Here is an 18,257-nt window from a genome sequence, read left to right as displayed (position 1 = left end):
CGGGCTGACCGGAGCAACCGGCTCGGCAGGTACGACCGGAGCAACAGGCGCCACCGGTCCGACGGGCGGCAGCGGCCCTATCAGCACCCACAAGGTATTCAGCAACGGCACAACGACACCACCGGGCGGTTTCGGGGCGGCCTCTGCCACGTGTCCGGCCGGCGAGACCGCGATTAGCGGCGGTTTCTTCCTGGCCGGGAGGGTCTTTCCCATCCGGTCTGAACGGACCACCGTCAACACGCCCGGCGACACCTGGCTAATCGAATACCAGAACACCGGCGCTCTCACCACCGGAGGTGCCGCCATCGCGATTTGCTCACCCGACGCGACAGGGAGCTAGCCTCCGCCCCCGGTCGGAGCCCGGCCGCGCCAAGCGGGCACTGGGCACCGCTGAGGAGCCGGGGCCCTCGCCGCGCGTCGGCGTCCCTGCCCGACGCCCACGTGGCTGATCGAGCGGGGGGCGGAGCGGGCTGGCGACCGCGCCGCCTGCATGCCGGGGACTGCTGGGACGCTGGTCGAACAGCAGATTCGGGGACGCGGGGGCTAGCTCCACAACCTCAGCGCCCATGCTGTGAATCCTGCCCAGTGCCCAGCCTGAGAGGCGCCGGACGACGGTCACGGGCGGGTGAGAGTGAAGCCCCAGGAAGGGGGCTGTTCCGGGGCCTCGTGGCCAACCTGCGGCCAAGCGCGGCGCCTCGATGCGGACCTGCGGGAACAACCCGCAGGTCAGATGGCAGATGCGTACAGAGGGCTTCTCGGTCTTGAAAGCCGTCGCCGTGCGAGCACCGGCTGAAGTATCTCTATTCCCTCAAGACCGCGCAGGGTGCGGGCGCGCCGGCCCTCTCTGTCTTTCGCCCCAGCTGGCGGGGCCAGGCCCGGGGCGCGGCGTGTGGCATGCGGAGGGCTGGGGAGCCCATGGCGGCCGACAGAGTGTGCGCGAGGCAGCTAGAGCAAGCTGAGGGCGGCAGCTTCGATTCCCCTGGTCAGGTCCTCGCATGCCTCGCTATTCCTCGGGTCCGCATGCCAGACATCGAACACAACACGCAAACAATAGTGCCAGTCCTGGCCGGTTCTCCGAGAAAGGAATGTAAGCCATTTGTGATGCTCCAGACCTAGCATCCCTGCGATATAAACGTTCATAGACGCAAGCGAGCAACCGAGCTTGTCTGCCATTTGATCTGGCCGAGTGGCAGCATATTTGAAAAGCACCTTCTCTGGCGGTTCGTTCCCGGGAAGGAAGAAGACTGGCAGATCTTCGGGCGCCTCACTCCTCTGATCTCCATCCAGCACAGCCAATGCAGAAATCCTGCTGGACTTGAACACAGCTTTCGTCGCCGTCAGCACGTCACTCCACGAGCCCGCCGCAACGATTTCCGATTCGCTCAAAAGGGGAAACGAGTGAACCGCCAGAATCATGTTCAGAAGATGTTGGGCGACATCATCCTCTACGAGGATAAGAAGTTTGAGGGGATTTTCGATCCCCAAAGTGTCTCGTAGGTCAGATGGGCGAGAAGGTTCAATAATCAAGGGCACCATAGATGGGCGTACGCACATCCGCACCCATGCAAGGGGGACGCGGCTCAAGAATGCCGCAGAGTGCGTGGAAAGCACGACTTGAGATTTAGATACCCGGGCTAGCCTAGCAATCTCATCCAACAAGGCGGCATGGCCCCTCGGTGCAATGTTTGCTTCTGGCTCATCTAGAAGGACGACCCCGTTCGTCGGGTGCTTCAAAACCCAGCGGATGTAATGGACACACAACTCTCCATGGCTCATCTGGTGAGAGTCGATCCATTCACCCTCCTTCTTCGCCTTCACGTACGGAAAATCGAATCCGTGGCCCACATCAACGGGAATATAGATGACTTCTTGATACGTCACGCCCAAAATATCCCGGAGCGCATCAAGGTCAGCTTTCTTCTGAACCTCCGGGATCCCGGCAGCTTCCTCACCCTCCAGGTCCGACAGATAGAAGTCCTGAAAGAAGGTATTAATTTCGACCGACACTAGATGAGGATTAATCACATCCGGCACAATCTGACCACCTGATTCCACTACCTCCGACGCCGCCCCCCTTTCGGCAGGCTGCGTGAAATCAACGACGTATTCGACAAGACCACCTGGCCGAGAGAGTGAAACGCGACACTCACCACTAAGGGAGGGGCGCATCTCCGTTCGTCGACTGGAGTACCTGCTCCCCCTATAGAAGGGTGGGTAGTCTGGATGCATGGTCTCTCTGTGAAGACATTCGGCAATGTACCCAAGCAATGAACTCTTCCCTGCCCCATGCAGGCCGCAAAGGACGGTTAGAGGAGTGAGCTCAATTACCTGCCCAGAGAAAGCCGAGGATGGCGAAAACTCGATGCGATTAACTTGATTGGTTGGCTGAAACCTCGCCATCGATCGCCATAACTTTAACGCGGAATGCGAAATATCCGTCACTTCTGACACTCTCTACAGTGCAATAATCTTCCCCGACCACTTCATCGTAGTACGGAAATGTCTTCGGGGTACCGTGCTTTATTGCAATCCGACGTTGCCGGCGCTTCATAGGAGTCTGTGCGAGCCAGGCGCATCAAGGGGTGCGACCGCCCCCGCTCGAGCTGCGGTCGGCGGCGCCCCCTGCCGCGCCGCAGACCCGACTCGGCTGCCGTCGCACTCAGGAACCTTGTCCTGTCGTCACGCAGCCCCACTACGAGACGCGATGACGGCAGCCTCTGACGGCAACACCAGCAGACCGGAGCGGTCTTGATTGCATCTCGGAAGACGCGCTGCACCGCGCTATTAGGCTGGCGACCAGGCGAGCAGATGGTGCGGCTGAACTCCTAAAGCGGGTGTCGCAGGTTCGAATCCTGCCGGGGGCACAGCAGAGCAGCAGGCCAGAGGCCCTGTCGTCCTAGCGGGCGGCAGGGCCTCTGCGCTCACAGCACATATACGGCACGAGCTGACCCGGCGCCGGGACAACCGGGTGTCGTCTTCTTCTCCTGGCGGAGTCAGCCGGTAGTTCTGTTCCCCGCCCGCTCGCTCCGTGGGCGTTCCGGTGCTTGTCGACGAAACGAAAGCGGATCAGCCTGTCGTCTTCTGGGGAATTTGGCGGCAGCCTTGCGCAGGATCTCGTTGTCCTTCTGCGGTGTCGCCCGTGAGTCGGGAACGCTGACCGCTACGGCCCACTCACAGTTGCTGTTCCCACGGATTGACGACCAGAGCCCCGGTTCGGGCCATGTGTTTGATGTTGCGGGTGGCGACCGTCCAGCCGTTGGCCAGGGCGGTGGCGGCGATCAGTGCGTCCGGCGGATCGATGCTGGTGCCGGTGGCCTTGAGCGTCTTGTGGATGGCGAGGTAGGCAGCCGCCTCCCGTTCGCCGATCGGCGCGATGCGGTTGCCGTATTCGTGCCGCACCGCGGCAAGGGCTCGGGCGTAACGGGCCTGTCGTACGGGATCCGGGGTGGCGGCCACGCCGACCTCAATCTCAGCGACAGTGATCACGCTCAGGAAGCGGTTGGGTCTAGCCGTGGAGCGGAACCATGCCATGACGCGGGGGTCGGGCTTCGCCCGGGTCGTGAGCTCGGCGACGACATTGGTGTCGAACAGATAGATCACTCGGCGTCCGTCTGCTCGTCGTAGGAGCGGGCACCGAACTCCAGGCCGTCGAAGGGCTGGGAGAGCAGGAACTCCTCGAAGCCGTCGTTGCTCAGTGTCACCCAGCGATGGAGCATCTCGGGCAGCGCCTCGATCTCCGTGTCGGCGAGCTCAGCGTCGAAGTGCTGGCGCTGGTCCTCCGGCAGGGACTCCCGGATGTCACGGATGGTCCGCAGGGGGTGCGACGACGGGGGCGGCGGCGAGTGAGACCCACCGCTGGGGGCTGTGGTCATCCGCATCGCCTCCGCTTGATCATGCCGTCTGCTGCTGGTACCAGGCTACGGGTTCCCGCCTGCCCGCCCCCATCTTTACGACGAGAGCGGGGCGTCCGTCCGCCTGCCAGCCGAGTGGCGCCGGCAGTTCTCGCGGATACGCCCGTCCTCCGTCGATGAGGCTCCGCACCGGGGACCCGTCCCAGCCCGGTGGCCGGCCGGAACGGATCCAGCACACATGAGGCTGGGAACGGCTGAGAACACACGAGAAACGTGGAGGAGTGTTTTCGCAGGCCAGACGCCCTGAGGACGACGTTTACGCAGGTCAAAGCCGCGCCCCGAGAAAACTCCTAAAGCGGGTGTCGCAGGTTCGAATCCTGCCGGGGGCACAGCAAAGCAGCAGGTCAGGAGCCCTTCCGCCCGTGGGGGCGGGAGGGCTTCCGGCTTGCGGCACACGTACAGCACACATCCTCGTGCGCTCTTGGTGTGGGGAGCTGTGCCCGATGACCGCGAAGGACGAACTGGCCCGGCGTCGTTACGAGCACCTCGTCGACCGCCTGGAGGGGCTCCTGCAGGCAAGCCTGAAGCCGGAGTACGAGGGTTGCTACGGGCAGCTGATTCTTGGGGCCGAGAGCCTGGCGGAACTGGGCGACCTCAACGATGTCCGACGGGCAGCACGCGAGGCGGGAAGCCGTCTGGGCTGGAAGACGCTCACGAGGATGGTCGGCGGCCGGCTGTTCGTGCTCGACGAGCGGGAGGTCCCCGAGGAGTTCGAGCAGCTCGCCCAGGACACGGCCGCAGAGACGATGGACCGGACATGGCGGGAGGACAGTTGAGCCAGACCGACCTGCCCAACCCCGAGACGCTGCTCACCGAGACCGACTGGGATTCGCCCGCTGCTCTTCCACGCGGTCACCGCTTGGGTCGACGACAGCGACCCTCACGTTCGCGATGCGGCCATCGCTACCTGCATTCCTCTGCTGGACGATCCCCATCTGCTCCGCCACCGGGCGACCTTCGTCCCACTGCTGCGGGAGACGCTGTTCGTGAGCACGCTGTGGCAGTACCAGGAGCGGGCCGTCGAAGCCCTGGACACATGGGGCAAGGACACTTCGGGCCTGGAGCTCAGGCGGGAAGCATTCGAAGTGTGCGACGCCCCCACCGACTCATCTTCGGCTGCCAGTTGAGTCTTGTCGCCGAGTGACGCGGACGGTCTCCCGTTCCGAGAGGGCGGTTCGTGAGCCTTTGAGTGGTTCTGTCGTCGCCTGATGGTGAGGGTGCGGACGGAGGTGAGAACACGCGCTGCGCGATCGACTCGATCCTCCGGCGGGCGTAGGGTGCGGCGGCGCGGGCACCCTCGCATAGGTTGGCCGTCTCATCCGACGCACCGCGACGAGGATCAGCCATGCGCAGCAGCACCAGGATCCGCCTGATCGAGCCCACCGACGCCGCCCCGATCGCCGCGCATCGGGTGCGGGACTTCGAGGCTTTCCGGCCGTGGGAACCGGCCCAGCCGGCCGACTTCTTCACCCCGGAGGGCCAGGCGGAGCGGATCGACAGCCTGCTGGCCGGATACCGGGCCGGCGCGGTCTGGCCGGGCGTGGTGCTCGCCGACGACCAGGTGATCGGGCAGGTCACCGTCGGAGGCATCCTGCCGCAGCCGCACCTGCGCCGCGGCTCCGTCGGATACTGGATCGCCAGCGTCGCCCAGAATCAAGGGCACGCCGGGCACGCCGTCGGGCTTGTACTCCGGGTGATGACGGACGAACTCGGGTTGCACCGCGCCGAGGCGTCCACCAATCTGGAGAATCTGCCGTCGCAGCGGGTGCTGCGCCGCAACGGGTTCAGCCCGTACGGCGTCGCGCACTCCTCGATCTTTCTCGACGGGAGCTGGCGGGACGGGCTGCTGTGGGAGCGGGTCCTCGGCGAAGGGCTCGCAGAAAATCAACGTGTTGCTTCCGGCTGTGCGGTTCGTTGATCCGGTAGGAGCGTGTCGCGGGACGCAATGGATCAACTCGCTTTGAGGTTCGGGGTGTTGTTCCCGCATCTGGATGAGCGGCAGCGGCGTCTGCTGATGGCGGCCGGGGCTCGGATGTTGGGCCACGGCAGGATCGCGGTCTCGGGAAGATCGCCGCCCATCTAAACGGCCTTGAGTACGCTGAAGCAGAGCCCCTGGTCCTCGTACTACAGCCGGAGATCTTGTGACGAGGTCCCGGGCATCGTTGACCGGGCATGATGCGGGATGTGACGGCTGAGCTGATAGCCGAGTGGCGGGACGAACTGACCAGGCTGACCGGCTCGTTGGGGCATCTTTTCAACCGGCCGGAGCCACGGGTGGTGTTCGCGCAGTTCATCGAGGGACTGCTGGCGGAGCTGCCGAAGAAGAACGGCTGGACGCTCTCCGAGCGGGCCGGGCATGCGACCGCGGACCGCATGCAGTGGCTGCTCAACGGCTCGGTGTGGGAGGCCGGCCGACTGCGGGACGCGGTCCGCGACTACATCGTGGAACACCTCGGCGATCCGGAGGCGTCGCTGGTCATCGACGACACCCAGGCTCAGAAGAAGGGCATCAAATCGGTCGGGGTGGCCTTCCACCACTGCGGCCTGACCGGGGACGTGCGCAACTGCCAGACCATGGTCATGCTCACCTACGCCACTACCGCCGGACACGCCTTCCTGGACCGCCGCCTCTATCTGCCCGAGGAGTGGGCCAAGGACCGGGAGCGGTGCCGGGCGGCCGGCATCCCCGACGAGGTCGGCTTCGCCGCGCCTTCCTCGCCGTCCAACGCGCCGCCTTCCCCGAACCAGAGCCGCAGAGCGACAGCGACCCGGAGTCGTCCACCCCGGGAAAAGCCCTGGCCACGACCGGGAGCGAGGCCACCGGCTGATCCCCGGACCGCTCCTGCGGCCCTCCGCCCACACCATCCGGCACTGCCTGGCCGCCACCCACCTCAACCCCCACCACCCCGTCGAAACCACCCCGACCTGCCAATTCTGGCGCCGACTCCACCAAACCCGCGCCCTGGTCAGCCACTACCGCCGCCGAGGCGATCCCCTCCCGCGCCGCCTACGCGCCTGGGCCAAGTACCAGCCGATCCCACCGATCACCGACCCTCAAGATCTCCGGCTGCAGTACAAGGCAATCGACCGGACCTGGCGTGACTGCCGCTGAGCAACCTGGCCGCTGCCAACTGCTCGGGTAATATCGACGGCTCCAGTGGGCCGCGCGTGGGGGGCGGGAATGGTCGCGAGGTACTTCGTCTCGCCGCACGGTGGTCGTCGCGCTTACCCCGACATCACGTCCGCTCTTGCTGCTGCGGCCGGACGGGGCCGAGCGGCGCTGGTTGAGATCGCGCCCGGTCACTACGAGGAGGCGCTCACCGCCCAGGGCGAGGTCCAGTTGGCCGCGCTCGGTGAGCCAGGCTCCGTGGTGGTGAGCCGGCCTCGCGGTGCCGTCCTCGACGCCCTCGGGTCGGTTCGTGTGCACGGCCTCGTGTTGATCGGCCGCGACGCCGACGTCGTAGGCTGCCATACGGGAACGCTCACGCTTGAGCACTCAGAAATCCGGGCGCACAACGGCGTCAGCGTGCACGCGAAGCCGAACACCTCCGTGACGCTGCGGGACAGCGTGATCGTGCATGGCAGAGCCCTCTTCAGCGGGTCGAACGGGCTCATCGAACGGTGCCGGTTCACCGACGCCACCGACAATGCGGTCGCGGTGATCAAAGGCGCCCACGTCTCGGTCCAGGACAGTTGGATCGGGGGCAGCATGATCCACGGCGTGCGGGTCAGCGGTGCGCGCGCCCAGGTCACCGGGTGCGAGCTGACTGGCACCGGCAAAGCGGCCATCATGGCGGACTCGCAGGCGGAGCTCACCGTGACCGGCTGCGCGATCAACGCTGTGCACGCGGAAGCAATCGCGTTCATCGAGCAGTCGAAAGGTTCCGTCAATGGCACGCGCGTCACCGATGCGCAACACGGGATCGCAGTTGTGAGTGGTGCCGACCCGGTGGTGCGCGGCTGCACGTTCACCGAGTGTCGCGACACCGGCATCAACGTCCACACCTTGGGCCGTGGCAGGTTCGAGGACTGCGAGGTCTTCGACGCGGGCAACATCGCGGTGTTCTCGACCAAGGGCGGCGCTCCTGAGGTTCACGGCTGCCGCATCTCACGAGGCAACGTCGGCATAGCCGTCACAGACGCCGCCAGAGGCCGTTTCACCCGGGTCGAGATGGAGGACCTGACGAGCGTCGCACTGCGGGTCTGGGACGGAGCCAGGGCTGTGTTTGAGCAAGTCCGTGTTGAGCGCTGCCCATCGCACGTGGAGACCCGGGGTAACGGCGGCACCACCGCCGACATTACCGACTCGGTGTTCCGCGACTTCGACATGTCCGCCGTGGAGGTCCTGGGCCAATCCCGGGTCACGTTGAAAGGCGTATCAGCGGAGCGCGGGGCGCTGGGCTTCGGCGTCGCCGAGGACGCTCAGCTACTCGTGCACGACTGTGACGTCAAAGCAGTGAGCATCGGCGGGGCCATCGGGTTCGGCAAGGCGAGGCTCGTCGCGAGGAACCTCACCGTGACCGGCTCGGAGGGATTCGGCCTCGGTGGGAAGGACTCCGCCTATCTGGATGTCGTGAACAGCAAGTTCGTTGACTGCGCGGCCGTGGGCGCGAGCTTCCAAGGCATGTGCGGCGGCCGGCTGGTGGACTGCTCCGTGAACGGAACACAGGGTGCGGCCGTACAGGACAATGGCCGTATCGACTTGGTTTCCCTCCGCACGTCGCTGCCGGTCGTCGAGCAGATCACAGAGCCGGTCGAGCCGCCGCCGACGATCGTCAACAACTACGAAGGCCCGGTCTTCAACGCCGCGGTCCACGGTGCTCAGCTGGCGTGGAACAACATCAACGCCATCCAGCAGCAGACAAACGGGGACGGTTCCCACACATGAACGATCCACAGAACGTCAACAACTACGACGGTCCGGTGTTCAACGCCGAGGTCTCCGGCGCCCAGTTCGCCTGGAACAACGACACGGTCACCCAGAACCAGCAGATCAACAGTGCCGTGACCCCGGGCTTCGAGGAGCTCGCCAAGCTGGTCACCGACCTGCTGCGGCAACTGCCCCAGGCAGGGCTCGCCGATCAGGACCGTGAGGATGCCGATTCAGCGGCCAGAGAGGTCCTCGCGACGATCACCCAGCCGGAACCCCCTGAGCCAGGCAGGCTCCGCCGCGCAATTGCCACGCTCAAGGGAGCGCTGGCCCCGGTCGCGACCGGAGTAGTGGCTGGTACGGCGGTAGGAGCGCAGGAGTGGGCGCGGACGGCGATCGAGGGTTTGACCAGCATCGTCTGATCAACGGCGGCATCAGCGGTCTCCAGCAGCACCGGGCACTGGGGCGTGAAGCAGGATTCCGACAGGGCACAGGCTGCTCCGCTGAGACAGCGGAGCTGCGTCTTCGACTGCGGCTACGCCACAGGCACCGCGCTGCGATGTCATCCAGGACCGCCACCGCTTCCGCGGCCTTGCGGGCCCTCCTCTCCGCCTTCTCCAGCTTTGCCTTCGCCCTGGCCAGTTGCTTGGCCCGGCGCTTGTGCATCTTCTTCGAAACCTCGTCGAGACGGTCAGGGAAGAGATGGCCGTACGTGTCCAGCGTCAGCGTCGCGGACTTGTGGCCGAGCATGGTCTGGACGACGTTGACGTCTGCGCCGCTGGCGATGGCGAGGGAGGCCGCCGTGTGACGCAGCTTGTGTGGCGTGAGCTTGAGGTGGCCGAGGCTCGCCTTGGCGACGGTTGGGGCGAAGAACCGCTGCCGGAAGTTCCGGGCCCGCAGCGGTCCGCCAGCCATTCGGCGATGTCCTCGAAGCGGATGCGGTCCAGTGGCGTGGTGCCCCACTTGGGAATCACGTGGACGTCCAGAACACCTCGGTAGCGGTTTCGCGTCGAGCGCTTGAGGTGGACCTGAGCGGCAAGCCAGGACTCCGCAAGACAACCCCCTGGGAACAGCCAGACGGTGGCCGTGAACCTGATACATCCGACTGGGGCCGTCTCTGGGCCGTGCGAGGGGACTCAACGATGACAGGCGACGACAGCCGCCGACCGCTAACCCGCAGGCCAGAAGGACGGCGACTGGAGCGCACTCAGGTCAGGAAGGTGCCGCGTCACTTCTTCGGCTACTGATCTAGTCCCTACGCCCGTACTCTTCGCAGCCAAGTGGCGCATCCGCACAGGCCCTTGACTACGCGGTCCGGCCCCGAGGTCGCGCCTGCTGGTCGTCAGTAGCGGTGGCCGGGCCAGTGCGGATCCGTCCAGCGGTCCTCGCCGGTGAGACCGAGCAGCCGTATCCGGTGCTGCAGATCCGCCGATGCGCCCGACTCGCGGAGCCGCACCGCAGCGTGCTCGAGGAGCCATGCGACCAGTGCGGCGCGCATCTCCTCCTCGTCGTGCTCGTACCAGCCCACTCTCCACGGCAGGCTGTCTCCCAGGAGCTCGTACTCCCATTCCGCCGCTGCCTCGGCGAGATGTCGGTCGCTGAGGTGCCCGGTCTGCTTCTCCCATTCGGCGAGCCAGGGGCCGAGCGTTCCGGACGCCTCGGCACACATCACGAAGACCTGGTGCGCCGGGACGATCGCATCCGGCTCAGTGAGGCTCTGCGCCCACCACGCATGCAGAAACTCGCGTACCGGACCGGCGTGATCGTCAGGCCACTGCTGCCAGCGGCCGCGGGCGAAGGAGTGCCCGGCCTCTTCCAGTCCGAACAGAGGTTCCGCGCGACCGGCGACCAGCACCGTGGCGAACTGCGGCAGGATGCGGCGCAGCACGGCCGCGTGATCGGTCCAGTCGATGGCCTGCCAGGTCCGGCGCAGGAGATCCGGCTCCAGCTCCACGTCCGGTGTCTTCAGAAGGGAGAGCTCCTCCGGGCTGCCCCAGTGGCATTCGCAGTTGTGCTCGTCCGGATGTGCGGTCATGCCGTGGAAGGTGACGGCGAGGTTGTCCAGGGCGGCGCTGAGGCGGCGGCGTGCGGGATGGTCGGCGAGATGCATGATGTGCCCGGCCTTCGAGGGACTCCGTACGGCTTCCGCCGGCCGAAGGTCGCCACGTTACCGGGTGAGGCGGGGCTGGCGCCGGCCGCCCGGGTGCGGGTGCGGACCGCGGTGAGCCAACAGCGACGGTGAAGCAAGCGCTATGCCCAGGCTGACATCCATGAGTGACATCAACAGCGCCGGACGGCAGCGTGCCTGCATGGGCTGTCACGGCTGGCGCCACCAAGCGACTCCACGGCAGAGTCGAGCGCTGATCGAACTCCTAAAGCGGGTTTCGCAGGTTCGAACCCTGCCAGGGGCACAGAGAAGCAGCAGGTCAGAGGCCCTGCCGTCCCGATGGGTGGCAGGGCCTTTCGACTCGCAGCACACATGAGGTGCGCGCCTCGGGGCTCCGGTCGAGGTCCGGTACGGGCCCCAGGGGTGCGCCTGCGGTGCGCAGCACGCCGAGCGTGCGCCTCATCTCGGCCAGCGCGGAACGGCTTGTCTCCTCGATGACCTTGAGCGCGGCCCGCGCCTCCCGCGGGTCGGCCTCCGCCACATGCCCGGCGACACCCGCCTTGACGGCGATCAGGCTGAGGTTGTGCGAGACGATGTCGTGCAGCTCGCGGGCGATCCGCAGGCGCTCCTCGTCCAACGCGCGCTCCGAACGGCGCCGCTCTTCCCGCCCGGCCTCGGCCCGGCGACCACGCACGGTGAACCCCACGCCCCAGGCCCCGCCGACCACCAGCAACACCAGCCCGGCCACAAGCCCCAGCCGACGCTCCGGGCCCCGATCCGTGCGGCCACCACCGCCACAGCGGGCCAGAGCAGCAGGCTGCCTGCGGCAAAGAGGCCGTATGCGGTGGCCATCAGGGTGGGGTGCCGCTCGTACGCGGCGAGCTGGCCGGGGTAGAAGAAGTGGAAGCGGGCCCGCAGCAACGCACCGGCCAGCATGCAGGAGTGGGCCGAGCACCATGGCAGTGCCGCCCACCCAACGTCCCGGGAAGCCGGTGCCTTCCAGCCGCTCCACAGGCAGCGCGCCACGCAGTCGGGCGCCGGTCGTCGCGGCTGGGGTGGCCATGGATTTCGTCGGGTTCGTCATGCTGACGACGATGCCTTCGCCGCCCCTGCGGGGCGTCGGACCAAGAGCTGAACTGCAAGGTCAGACCTGGGTATGACCCGTCGGGCCGTCGGGCCGCCGGGCCGCCGGAACAGCCGCCGCCTCCAGCCCGCTGCATGAACAAATTGACGTCTTGCCAGGAAGGGTGTGGCTCCTTTAGAGGGACGGCTTCACCAGCACCGACCTGCGGATCCACAAGTGGTACGTGGCCCTTCCGGTTTCCCTGCATGCAACAGCGCCGTCCGTGCTGCCGATCTTGGTCGCGGCTGACGTGTCAACCTGCGGCGTTCACCAGAAGGGTGCCGCCACTGCATACGGAGATGTAATGTGCACACTCGGCGAGTAACTATTACTCAACTGCTGGTGGCACGGGAGGATTTGATGGTTGCGGAGTTGGTCGAGACCTGGGTGGCGGGCTGGGCCGTATCGCGGCGGACGCCGCCGCCGGTCGAGATGCCCTGGGGGTTCTACATCGCGGTGGCCGACAGCCCGGGTGAAGTGGGACGCCATGTCCTGCCCGAGGCCGATGAGTTGCGGGTCCGCAGCGCCTCCGCCTCGGTGACCGTGCCGCGGACCTGGATGAAGATGCCCGTGGAGCCAGAGGTGATCGAGCCGTGGCTGCCCCCCGGGTGGGTGGTGGCGTACGAGGAGACCGGACACCTGATGGTCACCGACCTCATGGCCGCCCACCGGGTCGAGCCAGAGGGATACACCGTGACGGTGGAGACCGTCGGAGCCGTCGTCTTCGCGCGGGTGCTGGACGCGGCGGGCGAGCAGGCGGCCCAGGGGCAGATGGCGGTGCTCGGGGATGCGGCAGTCGTGGACCGAGTACGGACCGAGGATGCCCACCGTCGGCGCGGGCTGGGGCAGTTGGTGATGCGCACGCTCGCCGACCACGCCCTGAACGAGGGTGCCGGCCTCGGAGTCCTCGGCGCGACCGACGCCGGGCGCGCGCTGTACGAGACGCTGGGCTGGAAGAAGCACGCGACCATGGCGGAGTGCGTCTACCGGCCCTGAAGCCCGAAGCGTCAGCCGTACGCCCTCGGGCCAGATCTTCTCTTCAGGGGATCCGCACCCTGCCAGGAAGGCATCCCTGGGGAACACATTCGGCACACATGAGGACGGGAAACCCCACGAACACGTAGAACCACGGAGGGGAGTTTTCCGGGGCCAGACGTACTGCGACTGGCATTTGCGCAGGTCGCAGCCTCGATCAGGGAAAACTCCCAAAGCGGGTGTCGCAGGTTCGAATCCTGCCGGGGCACCAGGCGAAAGATCCCGGACCGATCACGGTCCGGGGCCTTTACCTTCGTCCACTGCGCGTTCGACGAGCACCCTGCCTCGACATCCTTGGCAAGTCCGCGCCGCCGGCGGGTACCTCCGACGCGGGTCCGGCAAGTGGCCCGACGCGGACGGACTACGGCCAGTCTTTGAACAGGTTCGAAACTGGATGTCGTGTGGTGATCCTTCCTGGTACCGTCGCCCTCGCGCGCGGGGACGAGCGGCGGTTCCATGGGCGCCCCCCTGCGTCGCTTACCTTGGGGAGGGGCTCTTTCGTGATTCGTCCGCTGAACAGACGGGCAACGCGCCAGCAGCGCGCGCTCGGCCGTATCGCTCTCACCGTCACGCTTACCATGACCGCCGGAATAGGCACCGCTGCGGGGACGGCCGTCGCCGAGACCCGCGGCGCGTCCGCCGATCCCGTCGTCATCAGCCCGGGCGCACGCTTCGTGCCCCGCGCCACCATCGTCCTGAACGCCGGTGAGACCGGATTCCTCACCGCCCAGGAGGGTGACGACCGCCTCCGCTGGATCGACTACGCCACCGGTGTGACGACCATCCTCGACCACCGGCTGCCCGAGCCGCTCGCCTACAACGTGGACGAGTTCCGCTTCGCCCAGCACCCGTCGGGCTTCGGGCATGGCTCCGACACCGTCGCGCTCTACACGGACTCCCCGTCCCCCCACGTGACGCTCCAGCAGCGGGCCGGCAGCGGACCGGCGACCACGGTCCCGATCCCGGAGGGCCAGACATACGTCGCGACCTACGGCGACACCGTCATCACCCGGACCGGTGCCGAGAACGCCGCTACGGGCCTGCACCTCCTGCACCTGGAGGACGGCGAGGTGCGGGACCGGAAACTGGAAGGGCTGCCGGAGGGGTGGAACCTTTCCATCAGCGAGGGCGACGCCCGGTCCGTCGCTGTCCGCGGCATCAAGTGGGAAGGCACCACGATGTCCCAGGGGTGGTGGGTCGTCGACCTCGCCACCGGCAGCGTGAAGGCGCTCTCCACGCAGGGCGAGAGCGTCTCCTTCGACCGCGACACCGTCTTCCACCTCGGCGCCCCGTCCGGCGACGCCGCCCAGGTGTACCGCCGTAGCGACCTGGACGCGGAGCCGACCACCGTCGACCTGCGGGACGTGGCCTCGTACGACGATGTCGTCCGGCCCTTCGGTGACGACTTCGTCACCGTTACCCCGCCCAACCCCGGCGACAGCGAGTACCGGGGCAACGATCTCGTCCTGCGCGACGCCACGGGGAGCTGGAAGTCCCTGCTGGCCGTCGCCTCCCCCTCGGTGCACCGCACGCCCGACGGCTCGCTCCTGGTGGCCGGCGCGGAGGAGAACACCACCTACGGCGCACTCGACTGGGGGTACTACCTCTTCACCCCCGCCGCGGACGGCACCGTCACCCGCAAGCGTCTGGCGGACATAGAGGACCGGGAGGCCAAGCCGGCCGGCATCTCGCTGGGCAGCGGCATCCTCACCACGGCCGACGACTCGCAGCACTACAACCCCGCCACCACCATCGGCGGCTACCGGAGCACCTGGCTGAAGACCTCCGGCCGTCCGGAGGAGCTGAACTCGACCGTCGACGGCACCGTGTCCGGCCGGGACGACGACGGCTGCAGCCCCACCTACGGCACCTACTGCGTGTCCATGTTCGCGAGCGGCGACGGGCATCACGGCCGCAAGGCCGCGACCGAGCAGGACGTCACCATGCTCTACCAAAACGGCGCCGCCCCGTGGGGCCCGAGGGTGACCTCCGGACTCGGCAGCCCGCAACTCGTCGACCTCTCGGGCCGGTTCGGTGTGGTGAACCAGGCGTGGGGCGGTAAGCAGGCGGTCCTCCACTTCAAGGACGCCGACACCGGGAGGGTGCTCCTGAACCGGGAGCCGGTCGCGGCCTCCGTCTGGGGCAACACGCTGTGGAGCGCCCTCGGCCGGTGGGACGACACCAGCTCGGGCGTGCAGACCCGGGTGGAAGCGAAGAACCTCTCGACGGGTGCCGTCGGTGAGTCCTTCGACGCGGGCTGTGTCCCCAGTGATCTCCAGGCCGTGGGCCGTTGGGTGTACTGGCGGTGCAGCAACTACTGGCACGACTTCAAGGGCGCCGGCGTCTACGACCGGCAGGCCAAGCGTTCCCTGAAGCTCGGGTCCGACGAGACGCTCCTCGGCGACGGCTACCTGGTCCGCCGCTCGGACGCGGCCGGCCTCACCCTCGTCGACCTGCACAACGGACTTCCGGTCAGCGACAAGGAGGCCGACCTGCCCCAGCGGGTGGTCGCCACCGCCGCCGAGCTCGGTGACCGGACCGGGCGGCGTTCCGGGTGGACCGTCGACCGCTTCGGCGGTCACGTCGCCTACACGGGCGCGGATCGCCGGGTGCGGATCGTCCCGTCCGGCGTTCCGGCCTCCCAAATCGCCGTCATCGACGCCGACACGCCCGCCATGGACATCAAGGCCGGTGCGTGGAAGCCGCGTTGGTGGCTGTCGAAGCCGGCGGGGTCGTGGGCGCTGACGCTGAAGAACAAGGCGACCGGGGAGACCGTACGGACGCTCTCCGGCGGAGAGGCCCGGGGGCTGGTCGCGCCGTCGTGGGACGGCAAGGACGCGGCCGGGAAGTACGTCCCGAACGGGGCCTACACCTGGGCCCTTACCGCGAAGCCCGCCGACGGTGTCCAGGCGGACCTTTCCGTCCTCGGGACGGTGCCGGTGACCGGCGGTGCCGCCGTGCGCCGCGACTATGTCGGCGACGACGGCTACCCGGACCTCTACGCCCGCGACACCAACGGCTCCCTGCTCGTCTACCAGGGCAACGCCTCCGGCACGGTATCGGCGAAGGCCGACGGCGGCACCTGGCCCACCACCTCCACCCTCGTCCCCTTCGGCGACCTCGAAGGCGACGGCGCCAACGACACCCTGGTCACCGACAAGGACGGCCTCCTGTACCGCTACTCCCCCGAGCGCGGCAAGGTCGTCACCCCGGACGCCCCGCACACGAAGATCGGCAGCGGCTGGACGGCCTTCGACGGCCTGACCTACTCGGGCGACCTCACCGACGACGGCATCCCGGACCTGGTGGCCCGGCAGACCGCGACCGGTGACCTGTACCTGTACGCGGGCACCAATGCGGGCGGCTTCACCCGCACCGGCCGGATCGGCACCGGCTGGAAGAACCTGACCATCGTCGGCGCGGGGGACCTCAACGGCGACAAGCACGCCGACCTCGTCGCCCGCACCACCAACGGCGACCTCTACCGCTACTACGGCACCGGCAAGGGCACCATCTCCTCCGGCACGAAGATCGGCTCCGGCTGGGGCGGCATGGCCGACTTCGTCGGCATCGGCGACCTCACCGCCGACGGCAAGGACGACATCCTCGGCCGCACCACGACCGGTGACCTGTACCGCTATGCCGGCAACGGCACCGGCGGCATCGGCTCCGGGGTCAAGATCGGCACTGGCTGGAAGAACTTCACCAGCGTGCGCTAGGGCGCCAAGGCGTAGGGCACGCTGGACGTACGTCCGGCGTGCCCGCCTTCTCGTCAATCTGCGGCGCCGCTCGGGCATCCCGGGCATCACGCCGAAAGCTACTTCGCCGATCGGACCGACGGCCTTCGCCCGTCAAGCGGAGAGGATCTACTGGTGGCCACTACCTGACGCTCTTCGGCCACCGCATAACTCTGTCGCCCGATTCATGGAGACGACCGAGTCGACCTGCGCCTTCGCCGCAGGCGCTGTCGGGCTTGCGGCACGTCAGCCGAATCCGGCAACAGAGTCCCACATGTTCCGAAAACGAAGGTGGGGAACATGGCTGCCGGCACAGGGAGATGGTCGGCCAGTCGGCTCGGAGCACCTACCTGGAAGAGGGCCAACGTTGGCTGATGCGGCACCAGTCAGCCGTGCATCGCAGTGCTGTAGACGTACAGGGCGATCACACCGGCGACGCAGGCGAGGATCACCCATGAACCGAAACTGGTGTGCTTCCCACTGCCTTTGGGCCGCGCGGCCTTCCCGGACTGATTGGACCGCTTGGACTGATTGGACCGCTTGGACCGCCCGGGCACTGCCCGTCCTGGCGCGACCGGCGCCACATCGGCCGCCGCCTCGGCGAGCAGGCGACGGCAGGTCGCGGCGAGCACGCCTGTACCGGCGGAGAGGGGCACCACGGCCTCCGAACGCGCCGGAGCGGTGGTGCCGCCGTCCAGGATGCGCCCCGCGCGTACGAGGACCTCGTCCCGGCCGCCCGCCGGAGCGAGGCTGATCCACCGCCGGACATGCTCGCCCCGGATGACCACACCGCCGGACCGCTCCCGGTACACGGTGTGTTCCCGCCACAATATCTCCGCCAACTCCCCGGCGGTGTCTCTCAGTTGTGCGCTCATAGCGACTCCCCCTCCGCCCCACGGCGAATCGAACAAGCATCGCACTCTAGCGGCAGGCGCAGAGCGGGGGTCCAGCAGTCCCCCCAGCGGCCGTGCCCGCCCCCGGGCATGGATCCAGTACTACGGGGACACATCGGCCTGGCCACACGGGAAGGGGCCAGGCACAGTACGTGTCCGTACGGGCGTTGACGAAGAGGTCGGGCACGACGGCCTTCACCGCCGCGCTCTTCGCCGCGTGCAGGGCCACCGGAGCGAGGGTGCCGTCGCGGCGGCCGTCCTCCAGGTTGATGCCGACCGCCCCGGCCTCCGCCGGCTCGCGGGCCAGTTCGGCCACCTCGTCGGGGTCGTCGCCGAACCCTGACTCGGCGTCCACAGAGAGCAGATACGGGCCCGGCCCGAGCCGCCGGGCCGGCAGCAACGTCTCCGCCCGGGTCGCTCCCGCGCCGTCGGGCAGGCCTGCCGCGGCAGCCACTGCGAGGCTGGTCGTGCCGATGGCAGGGAAGCCCTGCGCTGCGAGGGCGGATGCCGAGGCGTGGTCCCACGCGTTGGGGATCAGGAACGGCGCGGCGGCCTCACGGTGCAGGGCGGCGAAGGCGGCA

The 18,257-nt window shown here is 67.6% G+C and carries 16 protein-coding genes and 2 pseudogenes; 9 read left to right on the top strand and 9 right to left on the bottom strand.

What is annotated here, in order from left to right; genetic code table 11:
* A pseudogene (locus ACZ7IB_RS11680) lies at positions 1-340 on the top strand (hypothetical protein); the annotation flags it as partial.
* A gap of 605 nt (positions 341-945) precedes the next feature.
* Here ACZ7IB_RS11680 and ACZ7IB_RS11675 read toward each other — a convergent pair.
* The 3 genes from ACZ7IB_RS11675 to ACZ7IB_RS11665 all read right to left on the bottom strand — a co-directional run bounded on the left by ACZ7IB_RS11675 (position 946) and on the right by ACZ7IB_RS11665 (position 3,872).
* On the bottom strand, positions 946-2,034 hold the full coding sequence (locus ACZ7IB_RS11675; protein WP_470911615.1) for an AAA family ATPase: 1,089 nt from the start codon (positions 2,032-2,034) through the stop codon (positions 946-948).
* Positions 2,035-3,171: 1,137 nt separating this feature from the next.
* Positions 3,172-3,600, bottom strand: coding sequence for a PIN domain-containing protein (locus tag ACZ7IB_RS11670; RefSeq protein WP_470911614.1), 429 nt, complete (start codon positions 3,598-3,600; stop codon positions 3,172-3,174).
* Positions 3,597-3,872 (bottom strand): hypothetical protein, encoded by a 276-nt coding sequence (locus tag ACZ7IB_RS11665; RefSeq protein ID WP_393702238.1) that lies wholly within the window; start codon positions 3,870-3,872, stop codon positions 3,597-3,599. Before ACZ7IB_RS11665 ends, ACZ7IB_RS11670 begins: the two co-directional genes overlap by 4 nt.
* A gap of 482 nt (positions 3,873-4,354) precedes the next feature.
* Here ACZ7IB_RS11665 and ACZ7IB_RS11660 point away from each other — a divergent pair, with 482 nt between their 5' ends.
* The 6 genes from ACZ7IB_RS11660 to ACZ7IB_RS11635 all read left to right on the top strand — a co-directional run bounded on the left by ACZ7IB_RS11660 (position 4,355) and on the right by ACZ7IB_RS11635 (position 9,203).
* Positions 4,355-4,687 (top strand): hypothetical protein, encoded by a 333-nt coding sequence (locus ACZ7IB_RS11660; protein WP_470911613.1) that lies wholly within the window; start codon positions 4,355-4,357, stop codon positions 4,685-4,687.
* Positions 4,688-4,897: 210 nt separating this feature from the next.
* Complete coding sequence (locus tag ACZ7IB_RS11655; protein WP_470911611.1) at positions 4,898-5,038, top strand: hypothetical protein; 141 nt, start codon at positions 4,898-4,900, stop codon at positions 5,036-5,038.
* A 218-nt stretch (positions 5,039-5,256) separates the two neighbouring features.
* Positions 5,257-5,829 (top strand): GNAT family N-acetyltransferase, encoded by a 573-nt coding sequence (locus ACZ7IB_RS11650; protein ID WP_470911609.1) that lies wholly within the window; start codon positions 5,257-5,259, stop codon positions 5,827-5,829.
* A 266-nt stretch (positions 5,830-6,095) separates the two neighbouring features.
* Positions 6,096-7,013: an IS701 family transposase gene (locus tag ACZ7IB_RS11645; protein WP_470911607.1), complete on the top strand. Its 918-nt coding sequence runs from the start codon at positions 6,096-6,098 to the stop codon at positions 7,011-7,013.
* A gap of 238 nt (positions 7,014-7,251) precedes the next feature.
* Positions 7,252-8,799 carry a right-handed parallel beta-helix repeat-containing protein gene (locus tag ACZ7IB_RS11640; RefSeq protein WP_470911605.1) on the top strand — a complete coding sequence of 516 codons (1,548 nt, stop codon included), beginning with the start codon at positions 7,252-7,254 and terminating at the stop codon, positions 8,797-8,799.
* Entirely contained in the window at positions 8,796-9,203 is a 408-nt protein-coding gene (locus ACZ7IB_RS11635; protein WP_470911604.1) for a hypothetical protein, read from the top strand. Before ACZ7IB_RS11640 ends, ACZ7IB_RS11635 begins: the two co-directional genes overlap by 4 nt.
* Here the strand turns inward: ACZ7IB_RS11635 and ACZ7IB_RS11630 are convergent.
* The 4 genes and pseudogenes from ACZ7IB_RS11630 to ACZ7IB_RS11615 form a co-directional block, all read right to left on the bottom strand.
* A complete protein-coding gene (locus tag ACZ7IB_RS11630; protein WP_470911601.1) occupies positions 9,097-9,696 on the bottom strand; it encodes a tyrosine-type recombinase/integrase in 600 nt (199 codons plus the stop codon). The genes ACZ7IB_RS11635 and ACZ7IB_RS11630 overlap by 107 nt on opposite strands.
* Before the next feature lie 53 nt (positions 9,697-9,749).
* A pseudogene (locus ACZ7IB_RS11625) lies at positions 9,750-9,854 on the bottom strand (hypothetical protein); the annotation flags it as partial.
* Between the two features lie 269 nt (positions 9,855-10,123).
* The gene (locus ACZ7IB_RS11620) at positions 10,124-10,891 is read right to left on the bottom strand and encodes a hypothetical protein (protein ID WP_470911599.1); all 768 of its coding nucleotides are present in this window, start codon (positions 10,889-10,891) and stop codon (positions 10,124-10,126) included.
* A gap of 316 nt (positions 10,892-11,207) precedes the next feature.
* Positions 11,208-11,636, bottom strand: a complete 429-nt coding sequence (locus ACZ7IB_RS11615) for a histidine kinase dimerization/phosphoacceptor domain-containing protein (protein ID WP_470911597.1) — start codon at positions 11,634-11,636, stop codon at positions 11,208-11,210.
* Between the two features lie 735 nt (positions 11,637-12,371).
* Between ACZ7IB_RS11615 and ACZ7IB_RS11610 the strand changes: the two genes are divergently transcribed.
* Positions 12,372-13,007: a GNAT family N-acetyltransferase gene (locus ACZ7IB_RS11610; RefSeq protein WP_470911596.1), complete on the top strand. Its 636-nt coding sequence runs from the start codon at positions 12,372-12,374 to the stop codon at positions 13,005-13,007.
* 617 nt (positions 13,008-13,624) lie between these two features.
* Positions 13,625-16,765, top strand: a complete 3,141-nt coding sequence (locus ACZ7IB_RS11605; protein ID WP_470911594.1) for an FG-GAP-like repeat-containing protein — start codon at positions 13,625-13,627, stop codon at positions 16,763-16,765.
* A gap of 404 nt (positions 16,766-17,169) precedes the next feature.
* On the opposite strand, the gene ACZ7IB_RS11600 is transcribed toward ACZ7IB_RS11605, so the two are convergent.
* Positions 17,170-17,658 (bottom strand): hypothetical protein, encoded by a 489-nt coding sequence (locus ACZ7IB_RS11600; protein WP_470911592.1) that lies wholly within the window; start codon positions 17,656-17,658, stop codon positions 17,170-17,172.
* Positions 17,659-17,704: 46 nt separating this feature from the next.
* Positions 17,705-18,241, bottom strand: coding sequence for an isocitrate lyase/phosphoenolpyruvate mutase family protein (locus ACZ7IB_RS11595; RefSeq protein ID WP_470911864.1), 537 nt, complete (start codon positions 18,239-18,241; stop codon positions 17,705-17,707).
* Between the last annotated feature and the right edge of the window lie 16 nt (positions 18,242-18,257).

Source organism: Streptomyces sp. NPDC037301, assembly GCF_055602785.1.
Note: the sequence above shows the minus strand (reverse complement) of the source record. Positions and strands in the feature narration are given on the sequence as shown.

Bases quoted from the DNA above. Each gene is read 5' to 3' on its own strand.
- ACZ7IB_RS11650 (WP_470911609.1), top strand. From the start codon at position 5,257: ATGCGCAGCAGCACCAGGATCCGCCTGATCGAGCCCACCGACGCCGCC.
- ACZ7IB_RS11610 (WP_470911596.1), top strand. From the start codon at position 12,372: ATGGTTGCGGAGTTGGTCGAGACCTGGGTGGCGGGCTGGGCCGTATCG.
- ACZ7IB_RS11605 (WP_470911594.1), top strand. From the start codon at position 13,625: ATGACCGCCGGAATAGGCACCGCTGCGGGGACGGCCGTCGCCGAGACC.
- ACZ7IB_RS11660 (WP_470911613.1), top strand. From the start codon at position 4,355: ATGACCGCGAAGGACGAACTGGCCCGGCGTCGTTACGAGCACCTCGTC.
- ACZ7IB_RS11630 (WP_470911601.1), bottom strand. From the start codon at position 9,696: ATGGCTGGCGGACCGCTGCGGGCCCGGAACTTCCGGCAGCGGTTCTTC.
- ACZ7IB_RS11665 (WP_393702238.1), bottom strand. From the start codon at position 3,872: ATGACCACAGCCCCCAGCGGTGGGTCTCACTCGCCGCCGCCCCCGTCG.
- ACZ7IB_RS11600 (WP_470911592.1), bottom strand. From the start codon at position 17,658: ATGAGCGCACAACTGAGAGACACCGCCGGGGAGTTGGCGGAGATATTG.
- ACZ7IB_RS11620 (WP_470911599.1), bottom strand. From the start codon at position 10,891: ATGCATCTCGCCGACCATCCCGCACGCCGCCGCCTCAGCGCCGCCCTG.
- ACZ7IB_RS11635 (WP_470911604.1), top strand. From the start codon at position 8,796: ATGAACGATCCACAGAACGTCAACAACTACGACGGTCCGGTGTTCAAC.